The sequence below is a fragment of the Synechococcus sp. UW105 genome (assembly GCF_900473935.1).
Lineage (GTDB): Bacteria > Cyanobacteriota > Cyanobacteriia > PCC-6307 > Cyanobiaceae > Synechococcus_C.
Genome location: NZ_UCNN01000030.1, coordinates 162,467 through 175,285, shown reverse-complemented (window position 1 = coordinate 175,285; position 12,819 = coordinate 162,467). Strand labels below are relative to the sequence as shown.

The 12,819-nt window shown below is 56.4% G+C and carries 10 protein-coding genes; 3 read left to right on the top strand and 7 right to left on the bottom strand.

Annotated elements, in window-relative coordinates:
- The 3 genes from DXY16_RS13175 to DXY16_RS13165 are packed head-to-tail and all read right to left on the bottom strand — an operon-like array spanning nt 1 to nt 2,530.
- On the bottom strand, nt 1-666 hold the full coding sequence (locus DXY16_RS13175) for a sigma-70 family RNA polymerase sigma factor (protein WP_170953966.1): 666 nt from the start codon (nt 664-666) through the stop codon (nt 1-3).
- A gap of 48 nt (nt 667-714) precedes the next feature.
- Nucleotides 715-1,605 carry an ATP adenylyltransferase gene (locus tag DXY16_RS13170; protein WP_115121601.1) on the bottom strand — a complete coding sequence of 297 codons (891 nt, stop codon included), beginning with the start codon at nt 1,603-1,605 and terminating at the stop codon, nt 715-717.
- The gene (locus DXY16_RS13165) at nt 1,595-2,530 is read right to left on the bottom strand and encodes a SpoIID/LytB domain-containing protein (RefSeq protein ID WP_244281691.1); all 936 of its coding nucleotides are present in this window, start codon (nt 2,528-2,530) and stop codon (nt 1,595-1,597) included. Before DXY16_RS13165 ends, DXY16_RS13170 begins: the two co-directional genes overlap by 11 nt.
- A gap of 77 nt (nt 2,531-2,607) precedes the next feature.
- Between DXY16_RS13165 and DXY16_RS13160 the strand changes: the two genes are divergently transcribed.
- A complete protein-coding gene (locus DXY16_RS13160; protein ID WP_115121600.1) occupies nt 2,608-3,342 on the top strand; it encodes an SDR family NAD(P)-dependent oxidoreductase in 735 nt (244 codons plus the stop codon).
- On the opposite strand, the gene DXY16_RS13155 is transcribed toward DXY16_RS13160, so the two are convergent.
- The gene (locus DXY16_RS13155) at nt 3,327-3,755 is read right to left on the bottom strand and encodes a DUF2237 family protein (RefSeq protein WP_115121599.1); all 429 of its coding nucleotides are present in this window, start codon (nt 3,753-3,755) and stop codon (nt 3,327-3,329) included. The genes DXY16_RS13160 and DXY16_RS13155 overlap by 16 nt on opposite strands.
- A 75-nt stretch (nt 3,756-3,830) precedes the next feature.
- On the opposite strand from DXY16_RS13155, the gene DXY16_RS13150 reads away from it, so the two are divergent.
- Entirely contained in the window at nt 3,831-4,061 is a 231-nt protein-coding gene (locus DXY16_RS13150) for a hypothetical protein (protein WP_011933185.1), read from the top strand.
- 28 nt (nt 4,062-4,089) lie between these two features.
- Here DXY16_RS13150 and DXY16_RS13145 read toward each other — a convergent pair whose 3' ends face one another.
- Genes DXY16_RS13145 through DXY16_RS13135 form a run of 3 tightly spaced genes read right to left on the bottom strand, consistent with a single transcriptional unit; the run spans nt 4,090 to nt 8,991 of the window.
- Nucleotides 4,090-4,362 carry a DUF4090 family protein gene (locus DXY16_RS13145; RefSeq protein WP_115121598.1) on the bottom strand — a complete coding sequence of 91 codons (273 nt, stop codon included), beginning with the start codon at nt 4,360-4,362 and terminating at the stop codon, nt 4,090-4,092.
- Between the two features lie 33 nt (nt 4,363-4,395).
- Nucleotides 4,396-8,016, bottom strand: a complete 3,621-nt coding sequence (metH, locus tag DXY16_RS13140; protein WP_115121597.1) for a methionine synthase — start codon at nt 8,014-8,016, stop codon at nt 4,396-4,398.
- 57 nt (nt 8,017-8,073) lie between these two features.
- Nucleotides 8,074-8,991 carry a branched-chain amino acid transaminase gene (locus DXY16_RS13135; RefSeq protein ID WP_115121596.1) on the bottom strand — a complete coding sequence of 306 codons (918 nt, stop codon included), beginning with the start codon at nt 8,989-8,991 and terminating at the stop codon, nt 8,074-8,076.
- 66 nt (nt 8,992-9,057) lie between these two features.
- Between DXY16_RS13135 and cobN the strand changes: the two genes are divergently transcribed.
- A complete protein-coding gene (gene cobN / locus DXY16_RS13130; RefSeq protein WP_115121779.1) occupies nt 9,058-12,819 on the top strand; it encodes a cobaltochelatase subunit CobN in 3,762 nt (1,253 codons plus the stop codon).

Genomic DNA, 12,819 nt, shown 5'->3' with positions numbered 1-12,819 from the left:
CTAGGCGCTGAGCCCTTGGACAGCACACAGTTCAGCCAGTCGCATAAGACCCCGCCTCACGCGACGTTGCGCGGTCATTGCGCTCGTGCCGAGTTGGCCTGCTGTCACGCGCAGGCTTTGTCCTTCCAGAATCACCAACTGCACACACTGACGTTCCTGCTTCGATAAGGCCTGCAGACACCGAGTGAGCTTGTCTTGTCGCTCGCGTCTGTTGACACACTGCCAGCTCTCATCTCGAGCATGGCATCGAGCTCCCAGCGGCTCGTCGTCAATTGACAGCCATTGGCGTTGTTGTCGGTAAGCAGCAAGAATCCATTCATCTTCTTGTGTGCGCTTGTTCTGATTCGCCCTACTGCTTTGTTCCGCCGATTCTCTGATCAGCCGTTGTGCTCGTTCCTGAATGCGTCTCGGAAGTTTCACAACGCCACTGTTATCCCGTAAATAGTGGGGTATCGCGCCACGAATATGAACACGAGCGAAGGCAGTGAATGGATTCCCCTCACTCTCAATGAAGAGTTTTGATGCTCTGATCAGGCCTAGTCGACCAACCTGAATGAGATCGTCTTGGTCCTGCCCAGTTGATCTTGCGTAGTGAGCAGCGATTGGTTTCACCAACGAGAGTTGATTAATGACCCTCTCTGCTGTCTTGCTTTGTTTGGATGCCATGGCTTTGGTTGTGATGCAAGGGATGTTGTGACCCTCATCTCCAGCCATTCATAAATTGGACTGTCTTGGCAACCGTGAAACTACTGAATGGTCGACGACTTCGGCCAGTAGTTGTTCGGGGCCATGCTCCTCAAGCCATGATCGTTCGGCTTCACTTGTTGCTAATAGATAACCAGCGAATCCGAGCGCATTGATACTAAATCCATGGCTGACATCGCAGTGTCTCCGTACCATTGCCATCCAATGACGTGTTAGCAGAATGTTGTATGGCGCAGCAGGTATTTGCCTAGATGCTGGCGTACCAAGAGAGAGTTCGTTAGCCATGTCTAAATAAAGTGTTGTTATGTGCTCGCCCTGATTGCTCCGGCTTGGATCTCGTCTTCTAACGGCTGTTGCCAGCTTGACTGGTGATCGTTCTGTTGAATCTGTGGTGTTTTGATTGATCAAGTTGACAAACCAGCCTTCACGGGGGCATCGACTTTCCTTGTCGCTCCTCGGCAGCAATTGAATATGGCGGTGAGGCTGGCTGGCACCCGCATTCGGACCACTATTAAAGAACCACAACCCTGTTGTGAGGTCGTCAACCAGCCCCACTGCATTCCAGTCATTGATTCCCAACCAGTCGGATTGTGCAGCCCAGCCTTTACTAATCAGGAGCATATGGCCTAGCTGAACTGGATATTTATTCAGTATCAGCGCATGCGATTGACCAATTGGACAGACCTCTAGTCGAGGATCCCAGGGAAGAAATGGATTCGGTTTTGGTCCTTGCTTGCGAAGATGCCTCGGCAGTTCAGAGTTCAACTCCCGGAGCTCAAAAGGTTCAGTACCAACCGATGGCAAGTACGAAACAGTTGTTTTTAGCGGATGCAATGCTCCCTGCTCAAGGGCGGTTTGACTGCGATCCAAAGCCAGTTGTTCGTAGCTTTCAATCGCCATTGAGCTTGATCCGGGCCAACTCAGCTCCGTTGTAGTACCGATTCAGGATCTCGTCGTAGGTGTATCCACGACCCGATAGTTCCTGAGCCCCGGTTTGACTCATGCTCGCGCCGAGATGACCATGGGCTTCTTCGCTGATCTGGTTCGTGGAGGCATAAAGACTTTCCACCAGGCCTCCGCGGAATTTCAACACTTGATTGCGGGTCGCTTGGGTTGCTTGGATCGTGGACTCTGTGGAGCTGCTTAGGCCTCGGTACACCTGCCATCGAGTCGTATCTCCAAGGTTGTATTGCGTTGAAGCCGGACGCACGATGTGGACCAACGCATAAGACCTTGCAGCGACGGCTTGAGCCTTGAGTGCTTCTGGCTTCCAGTGACTCGGCATTTCAGCGCCGACGACCGATGCCACGTAGGTCTCGAGAGGCAGACGATTGATGGCCAGCCAGCCCATGTCCTGCCTGATCAACTGAATGCTTCCAAGGTATGGATCGCCATTCACAGCAATGCTTCCTCCCTCTCCAGCCCGACAGTGCCAAAACTCTGTTTGAGTCAGTCGAATCAAGCGCTCCCCGTTGACTTCCTTGCCGTTTGAGTTCAAGCACTGGACCCTTCCTTTGGCTTCCAATGACTTCACTGGGAAATGACTGAATAAGGCAATCCGCACCTCCGGACTCGACACCGAGTGCTCACCATTTGGTTGGCGCGTGGCTTGTGGCTTGGATCCTTCTTTGTCCTTCGTCAAAGGACCAGGAGCACTCTGATCGGCCTCTAGAAGGGCTTCCAGCAAGAGATCACCCTGCTCAACCTCCGATTCAGCATCCCAAGGCCTGATTCCCCTCTGGAACGCTTCTCCAAGGCTCCAGAACAGAAGCCCTGCGAGACCCAGCATCCCGATCGTTCGCTGCAGTGGGCCTCGCTCGATCACGCCTGGATGGTTGTTATGGGCATGCTGACGGTTTGTTCGTGGCTGAACACCAGCATCGCCGTCTCAGAGATTGATCCATGATTCGCAATTGTTGGAACGGCCTAGCTCTGGTGATTGGTGCCGGTGGCATCGGCCGTGCTCTGGCTACGACTCTGTCCGCAACGGTCCCTGAGCTGGATGTCGTCCTCTGTGGACGCTCCCTTCAGCCCTCAGAGGGGTGGCCTGTGGATGTTGAATCCCCCGAGAGTCTGTTGGCCCTTCAGAGTCGATTGCTCGCAGACTCCCGCCCACTACGACTTGTCGTGAACGCCACTGGACTGCTGCACCGAACCAGCTCTGATGGTGCCGGGATGCAGCCTGAGAAACGTCTCAAGCAGGTGAACACAGACCACCTACTGGCGAGTTATGCGATCAATGCGATGGCGCCTTTATTGCTTGCCCAGGCTGTGGAGCCCTGTTTGGCGAGATCCCGCCCCTTTCACTTCGCCAGCCTGAGCGCACGAGTCGGCAGCATCGGCGACAACAAAAGTGGAGGCTGGTACGCCTACAGGGGCGCAAAGGCAGCTCAGAACATGTATTTGCGATGTCTCAGCATTGAGTGGGCGAGGCGCTTCCCGTTGTCCACAGTCCTCTTGTTGCATCCAGGCACCACCGATACAGCACTCTCCAGGCCCTTCCAGGATTTCGTGCCACCGCAATCATTGTTTTCACCTGAGCGAGCAGCCCGATATCTGGTTGATGTCTTGCTGGCTCAAGGGCCTCAAGAGACAGGCTCATTCCTGGCCTGGGACGGTCATCAGATTGTTTGGTGAGCGTGTTGCTTGAGCTGATCAAGCGGAATGATTTCCAGAGCAGACTGTTCGGTGGCCTTCAGTCGAACCGGTGGCGCCATGCCGTCGTTGTAGGCCTGTTGCCAGCGCGGAGCACAGACACACCAATGGTCACCTGGCTGCAATCCAGGAAATCCGAATTCAGGAACAGGAGTCGACAAGTCATTGCCCTGAGCCTTGCTGTAGGTCAGGAACCCCTCTGTCATGACGCAACAGACACTGTGTTGACCAAGGTCAGTGGGATCGGTTCTGCAGGTGCCGTCTCTGTACCAACCGGTCATGGGTTCACAGCCACAAGTCTCAAGATGGCCACCCAAAACGTTGAGAACGCTTGTGTCGGAGTGAGTTTGCACGTTTTCCCCGGCGATCTTGTCGGTGGAATTCTGCCTGATCATTGGCACATTGCGCGACAAGGTGGTTGACGGATCCCGGGGGCGAGGCGTTAAAGGTCGATCAGTCATGCCTCCTCGATGGATTGGGAGTTCACTGAAGACGCCGCTTTTTTGGCGCTTTGCGATGCCTTTCGCGAAAGCGGCGAATCCTCGGCGATCGAGTTTCTCGCCAATGGCGAAGGGGCGTTCCATTTCCAGGACCTTGCCCAGAACGCGGCCGGTGAGGGAATTGACCTCAGTGAGTCGAGTGCTCTGGATGAGTTCCAGCAAGAGGTGATCGACACCATGGAGAAGCTCTGCCAGGACTAATCCTGAACAGAGCCCAGCTAGAGAGCGCTCAACTGAAGAAAAAAGCGATCTCCTTTTCTTTCAGGCCATCCCAACCGGCATCGATCAACCGTTGGTTCAGTGTGTTTTGATCGAAATGCTTGGCTCCGGTCTTCACGATCCGGTTGCGCATTGATTTTTTCACCCCACTGCGTGCCCGCTTGCTTTCCAGGTCCATGACCTCGTTGTAGAGCTCCACCATCGGCCCCGGAATGGGTGTGCCGTCGAGGTCGAGGCCAGCTGCGATTGCTTCATCGACCCCACCAGGTCCTGCGATTGCCATGGGAATTGTTCTGCAGCGGCTAAGGCTGGCATGTCAGGCGCTGAAGTAACGGGCTTGGCTATGGAGCGCCACCAAAGCGGTCGTGCTCTGCTCGGGCTCTAACTGGTCGCTGTCGTCCATGAAGAGGCCGATTCGGTCTGCACCCAGCCAATCGAGCTGAGGCCTTGAATCGGCCACATTCGGGCAGGCGGGATAGCCAAAGGAATAGCGGCTGCCGCGGTAGCGCTGGGCCAGCACATCACGTAGGGCCGATGGTTCATCAGCGCTGAAGCCCAGTTCACGGCGGATCCGAGCGTGGGTCCACTCCGCCAGCGCTTCGGCCATCTGCACGCCCAGACCGTGAAAATAGAGATAATCGCTGTAGCGATCCGCCTGGAAAAGCTCTCTAGCAAAGGCACTGGCCTTCTCCCCCATGGTGACGGCCTGCATGGGCAGGACATCGGTGGGGCCGCCCTCTGGGGAGAGATCCCGATAGAAATCAGCAATGCAATATTTGTTGCCGGAGCGCTGTCTGGGGAGATCGAAGCGACCAAGTTCAGAACTTGAATTCGCAGGATCGAAAACGACGACGGCATTGCCATCTCTGCCGCAGGGGAAATAGCCATAGGCCACTCGTGGGGTCAGCAACTGCTCAGAAAGGGAACGCTGCAACCATTCCTGCAGGACGGGCTCAGCCTTGTCCTTGAGCTGCTGTTCGTACTCCTCGCGGCTTTGCTCTTTGCTTTTTCGGATCTGCCATTGGCCAGCGAAGAGTGCATTGCGATCGAGATAACTGAAGACTTCCTCCAGATTGATCTCCTCTTCTGAAAGCACGTTGGTGCCCCAGAACGGTGGCTGCAGTGCAGGCTCCTCAGGCACTGCCTCCGAGCGCTCACGGCTGACGGGAGCCTTGGGCTTGGCCTCTTCCACCTTGGCACTTGAATCAGACCCCTCGGCGTCATGACTGTTCGCGTCCCCATTGAGCCCTAGGCCTTCGGGAATGGTGCCCAAGAAGCCCTTCTTGTTATCCCATTCATCGTCTTGTTTGGCCTGCACCAGAGCGTCCATGAATCTCAGGTCAGCGAAGGCATCACGCCCATAAATCACCTGGCCGTCATAGACCTCACGGCAGTCCTTCTGAACAAATCGAGGGGTGAGTGCCGCACCACCGAGAATCACCGGAACGGATATACCAGCCTCATTGAAGGCCTGCAGGTTGTCTTTCATGAATGCGGTTGACTTCACCAAAAGACCACTCATTGCGATGCAATCAGCTTCATGGCTTTGCTGGGCTTCGATGATTGCATCGACCGATTGTTTGATGCCCAAGTTAACAACTTCGTATCCATTATTGGTGAGGATAATGTCCACAAGATTCTTGCCGATATCATGAACATCACCCTTGACTGTTGCAATTAAGAATTTGGCCTTGGCTGAACTTTTTCCCTCGGTTTTTTCCATATGTGGTTCGAGATAAGCCACCGCACTTTTCATGGTTTCCGCGCTCTGCAGCACAAAAGGCAGCTGCATCTGACCTGAACCGAAGAGTTCACCCACCACCTTCATGCCATCGAGCAGGAAGGTGTTCACGATTTCCAGAGGTTTGTACTGCCCCAGACCCTCGTCAAGGGCTGGTTCTAGCCCGATGCGCTCGCCATCAATGATGTGCTGCTTCAGTCGCTCTTCAACGGGAAGGTCAGCCAGAGACGGACCTGAGGCCCGGGCCTCCTTGGTGCTAACGCCTTCGAACAACGTGGTCAGTTCAGTGAGCGGGTCGTAGGTGCAGACATCGCCTTCAAATCGCCGCTTGTCATTGATCAGATCACGGCAGACCTGCTGATGGTCCTCACTGATTTTGATCAGCGGAAGAATCTTGGCGGGGCTGACGATCGCCGCATCCATTCCCGCCTCACAGCAGTCATGCAGGAAGACCGAGTTGAGGGTGATCCGTGCCGCTGGCGAGAGGCCGAAGCTGATATTGCTCACGCCAAGCACCACATGCACACCGGGAAGATCTGTGATGATTCGCCGGATGGCATCGACGGTTTCGCAGCCGTTGCGTCGGTCCTCCTCGATGCCCGTTGAAATCGGCAGCGCCAGAGGGTCGTAGAAGATCTCGTGAGCTGGGATCCCAAATTCGACCGCATCCCTGTAGGCGCGCTGGGCAATCGCGAATTTGCGCTCGGCCGTCCTGGCCATGCCGTCTTCATCGATGGTGCCGATCACCACCCCAGCGCCATAGGTGCGCGCCAGATCCAACACCTTGAAGAAGCGTTCATCGCCGTCTTCGTAATTGGTGGAATTGAGCAGACATTTGCCGCCGGCGACCTTGAGGCCGGCTTCCATCTTCTGCCACTCAGTGGAATCGAGCATCAGGGGCAGATTGACATTGGTGACCAAACGGCTCACCAGGTCATGCATATCCTTTTCGCCATCGCGGCCGACGTAGTCGACGTTCACATCGAGCACGTGGGCGTTTTCCTTCACCTGTCCGCGAGCCACAGCCACCAGCCCATCCCAGTCCTCAGCGTTGAGCAGCTCCCTGACCTTCTTGGAGCCACTGGCATTGAGCCGTTCACCGATGATCAGAAATGAGTTGTCCTGGCGATAGGGCGTGGTTCCGTAGATCGAGGAGACGGAAGCTTCTGCCCCAAGCAGCGGGCGTTCCTTTCTGAGCACTGGGGTTCGTACGTCCCGGTCAGCCGGACGCATCTCCTGTGACAGTTCTGAGAGAGCGGCGATGTGCGCGGGGGTGGTGCCGCAGCAGCCCCCGATCACCTGAACGCCGAGATCCTCGATGAAGTGGTGCATTGCCATCTTCATCTCGACCGGAGTCAAGCGGTAGTGAGCCACACCACCGACGTTCTCCGGCAGACCGGCGTTGGGAATGCAGCTCACCACGAAGGGGGCGTGCTCACTCAGATATTTGACATGCTCCTTCATCTGCTCCGGACCGGTGGCGCAGTTGAGGCCGAGAACATCGATGGGGAATGGCTCAAGGATTGACACCACCGCAGCGATATCGGAGCCGACGAGCATCGTGCCGGTGGTTTCCATCGTGACGCTCACCATCAATGGCCGACGTTCACCGGCCACCTCACATGCCTGTTCAATGCCAGCCAGCGCAGCTTTGATCTGCAGGGGGTCCTGACAGGTTTCGATGATGAAGAGGTCCACATCCCCTGCCAGCAAGCCCCTGGCCTGCTCGGCGAAGGAATCGCGCATCTCATCGAACCCCACATGGCCGAGGGTCGGCAGCTTCGTGGTGGGACCCATCGATCCCGCCACAAAGCGGGGTTTCTCAGGTGTGCTGTAGCGATCTGCCATCTCCCTGGCCAACCGCGCCGCCTGAACATTCAGTTCGTAGGTCTGGTCCTGGAGGTCGTATTCAGACAACACCAGTGAGGTGGCTCCGAACGTGTCGGTTTCGATCACATCGCAGCCCGCCTCAAGGAACTGGCGATGGACCTCCTGGACAGCATCGGGCCGTGTGACCACAAGATTCTCGTTACAACCCTCCAGATCCGCACCACCGAAGTCATCTGGACCGAGATCCATCTGTTGCAGCGACGTTCCTGTGGCACCGTCAAACACCAAGACGGGACGCGAGGGATCATGCAGACGTTCTAAAAAGCGGGAAGCGTTCAGGGATGGTGTCTTAGAGACGGCCTGCATCGCTCACTGGCTTCAGTCAAGCCATTCTACGAACGTCACTTGACCCAAAACTGATCCCTAGGCCTCGAGTTCGATCCTGGTCACCCAATGACCAAATTCAGGGTCTCTCCCCTCTGTAATCGCCACCAGACGTTGTCTTAAAGCATCCATCACCGGTCGGTTTGTCGGTAAAACTGTGGATTCGAGTTGACGAATGGGAGTGATTTTCGCCGCAGTTCCCGTCAGGAACACTTCATCGGCGATGCAGAGTTCCGTCTTATCAACGGGGCGTTCGATCACCTCCAGTCCCATGTGCTTCGCCAGTTCAATCACGCTGGAGCGGGTGATTCCCTCCAGTATGTCTTGATCAACACCAGGGGTGATCAGGACACCATCGCGAACCAAAAATAGATTCATTCCGCTGGCCTCACTGACCTTCCCCCGCGTATTCATGAGCAGGGCTTCGTCGAAGCCGCTCGTGACGGCCTCTGTTTTGGCAAGTGAGCTTGTGATGTATGCACCACTGATCTTGCCACGCAAAGGAAGTGAGCGATCTTCCTGCCTTGTCCAACTACTGATTCGACAACTCACACCTTCCGGGGAGAGGTAATCGCCGAGCTCTAAACCGTAAATCAGAAAATCAGTCTCGATGTTGTGCAGACGTGGTGCGATCCCTAAATCGCTGGTGTAAACAAATGGCCGCAGGTAGATGGGCGTTGTGGGTTTGTTCGCTCTGAGTACGGCAACAAGAGCCTCCATCACCGTGGTCTCGCTCAGGTCAGCCAGCAAAAGCTTTGCGCTCTGGCTCAGCCTGCGGGCGTGACGGTCGGCACGGAAGAGCAACATCCCCCCAGGCCGAACCGGATCAGGGATGGCACGCATACCACCAAATGCCCCTGTGCCGTAGTGCAGGGCATGGGTGGCGATCGAAACTTTTGCGTCTTCAAATCGCACACACCGGCCTTCAAACCAGGCGAACGGCAGAAACTGATGCATGGCGGAAACGGCCGATGGCCAAATCTTCTCACCCGCCCCCGCACCTCTGCAGTCTTCAATGGGGAGATGCATCGACTCAGCAGCCTCCCAGGGGCCGACTTCGACGACGCAATCACGCTCGTTGAGCAACCGCCAGCACCTGTACTGCTGCTCTCTAGCGCTGTCACCGACCTCACAGCATTAGCGCATTGCCTCTCCAGGCCTGAGGCTGTCTCTTGGCACAATCGGATCCGAGCCCTTCCCTTGGCCAGCCTCGGACACCCAGCCCAGATTGATCATTACCTCAGCGTTACTGCCCAGGATGCCCAGCTGATTGTGGTGCGACTGCTCGGCGGTCGTGGCCATTGGTCCTACGGACTGGATCAACTGCAGAAATGGCAGCAAGACCGAGATCATCGTCATCTCGTTGTGCTTGCTGGAACCCCAGATCAAGATGATGCGTTGCATCCGCTGGGGTCGATCCCAAAGGTCTTAAGTGATCAGCTGGCTGTCTTGCTGCGAGAAGGCGGTGGCGAGAATTTGATCACTCTGCTCAAAGCTCTTGATTCCGTCTTGCTGGGCAAGACACAAGACCCTTCAACGCTCGTTCCCCACTGCATGCCAGACCCCTCACCTTGGCAGTGGGAGGAGGCCTCAGGCGCACGAGTGGGTGTTGTGCTGTATCGGGCCTTAGCGCGATCAGGCGATGAGGCCATGGCTGAGGCGTTGCTCAAGGCTCTCCGTCAACGCGGACTGGTGCCTCGAGCTCTCTGGGTGAGCAGCCTGCGTGATCCTGTGGTTCAGGAAGGGGTGCTGAATCTGTTCGAGCAACAGCGCGTTGAGGTGGTGATCACTGCCACCTCCTTCGCCTCAGTGCAGTTCGAACAGGCAGGATTCGGAGCTCCACTCTGGGATCAGCTGGATCGCCCTGTGCTTCAGGTGCTCAGCAGCAGCAAACCTCGCAGCGTCTGGTCGAATTCCAGTCGTGGTCTCGACCCCCTGGATTTGTCTCTGCAGGTGGTTCTGCCAGAGCTGGATGGGCGTATCACCACCCGAATCGGTGGTTTTCGTGAGGTTGACCTGGCCCATGAAGGTCTTGCCACAGCTGTCCACACAACGGTGCCGGATCAGCTCGGTCTCTCCTGGCTTGCAGAGCATGCTCGCGCCTGGGTCAATCTCCAGCAAACCGCTGTCGAGCAAAGGCGAGTTGGCTTGGTCCTGGCCAATTACCCGGTTCGTAACGGGCGTTTGGCGAATGGCGTCGGCCTCGACACCCCGGCAAGTCTTCTCAATGTGCTCACTTGGATGCAAGACGCCGGATACACGCTTGGCCAGGAGGTCTTACCAGAGTCGTCGACTGCTCTGATGGCAAGCCTCCTTTCCTCTCGTACCAATGACCCGGAAAGCCATCATCTTCCACCGCTCACCCATCTTCCCCTTAGTGACTATCTGGACTGGTGGGCCACGCTTCCAATTGCTGCTCGCGAAACGATCGAAGCGCGATGGGGCCCAGCCCATCAGGCTCTCGAACTGGAAGAGGAAGGGTTTCCCATTCATGGCTTGAAGCTTGGACATGTGTGCGTCCTGGTTCAGCCAAGTCGCGGCTATGACCCTGATCAACTCAGTGATCTGCACTCACCTGATCTGCCCCCTCCCCATCGTTATTTGGCCCAATACCTGTGGATGCGGCTGGTGCACGGCACCCAGATGCTTGTGCATCTCGGAAAGCATGGGAGCGCGGAATGGCTTCCCGGTAAATCCGTTGGCCTCGGCGAGGGTTGTGGACCTCAGCTCGCCCTAGGTCCCGTCCCCCACGTGTATCCATTCATCGTTAACGACCCAGGAGAAGGATCTCAAGCCAAGCGTCGTGGCCATGCCGTGATCCTCGATCACCTCACACCTCCACTTGGACGTGCTGGTTCTTACGGCTCTCTGGCAAGTCTGGAAGCTCTGCTTGATGAATATGTCGAAGCCAATCAGCTCAATGCAGACCGTGGCTTGGAGCTGAATCGGCAACTGCTTTCACTACTGAAGTCGCTCAACTGGCCTGGATTACCGGCTGAGCTGCTGGTTGGATCGTCAAAGCCTGACCTCTTCTCCAGTTCTGCTTGGACTGACTGTCTGGATCAAGTGGAGGCCTATCTCTGTGAACTGAAGGAAGCTCAGATTCGTACTGGCTTGCATCGTCTTGGCACCATTCCGGATCCGGACGCACTTGTGGAGCTCCTCATCGCCATTAGCCGAGCACCAACCGCGCAGGGTGTTGGTTTGACGCAGCGGCTGGCATCTGTCGTCGGTCTGGATCACGATCCATGGTGCGATGAAGACGGTGACGCACTGAGTGACGATGACCAGGCACTGTTGATCCAACTCAAGGCGAGTGGACATCGACGGGTGGCTGACGGTGTGGCCTGGCTGGAAGGTCAAGCCGCACTCTTGATTGGTTGCTTGCTCAAGCGTCCTGACCAAGAGCCATCGCGCCCCCTGCATCACGCGGTTCAACGTTGGCTGGACGAAGGGACTGACCCGGTGTTGCTCAACCTTCGCAACAACCTGATCCCCCGTCTTCAGGCTTGTGCAACCCAGGAGAAGAAGGCAATGCTTCGTGCTCTCGAGGGCCGCCGTCTTGCCAGTGGCCCCTCTGGTGCGCCAACACGAGGTCGGCCTGATGTCCTCCCGACTGGTCGAAATTTTTATTCTGTCGATCTGCGTGGTTTGCCCACAGAGGCGGCCTGGGGCCTTGGTCGCAGAAGTGCCGAACGCCTACTCGACCTTTATCTGTTGGAGCAAGGTGAACCCCTGCGACATCTTGCCCTGTCCGTCTGGGGAACGGCCACGATGCGCAACGGTGGTGAGGATATTGGTCAACTGTTGGCGCTGTTAGGCGTTAGGCCGGTGTGGGACGGTCCCACCCGACGCATGATCGATCTCGAGCTGATTCCTCTCAGTTTGTTGGGGCGTCCACGGGTGGATGTCACCCTGCGGATTTCAGGCTTATTCCGAGACGCTTTCCCTCATTTAATTGAGTGGGTGAGTCGGGCCCAATCTCTCGTAGCCAATCTGGATGAACCGGAAGCCATGAACCCCTTAGCGGCTCTATCCCGTAACCACGAACATCAGCCGCGGATCTTTGGATCGGCACCAGGGGCCTACGGAGCTGGTCTCCAGGCGTTGATTGACTCAGGACAGTGGGAAGAGCGCAGTGATCTTGGCGAGGCCTATCTCGAATGGAGCCAATGGAGATACGACGGATCTCTTGAGCCTCAAAAGGATCGATCCGGTTTAGAGCGCAGTCTCTCCAGGGTGCAAGTGGTCTTGCATAACCAGGACAATCGCGAACACGATCTGCTCGATTCCGATGATTACTACCAGTTCCATGGCGGACTTGCTGCGGCTGTGACACGGATCAATGGCAAGAGCCCGGCCCTTTGGTTTGCAGATCATTCCCGTCAGGAACGACTTCGGATCCACCATCTCGAACAAGAGATCGACAAGGTGATGCGCAGCCGTCTTCTCAATCCTCGCTGGCTGAATGGCATGCAGAAACATGGCTACAAGGGAGCCTTTGAGATGGCAGCAAGCCTCGACTACCTGTTTGCGTACGATGCTGCGACAGGAGTCATTCCTGATTGGTGTTACGACGCTCTCCAGACGCACTGGTTAGACGCGTCTGGACCTCGTGACTTCCTGATGCAACACAATCCATGGGCGCTTCGAGATATGGCTGAGCGTCTTCTGGAAGCTGCGAATCGTGGATTGTGGAGCAGCGTCGATCCGCTCAGGCTTGCCAGGCTTCGCAAGCTGGTTCTCCAGGCCGAAACGGCCGTGGAGAACGGCAGCTTTGGTTGA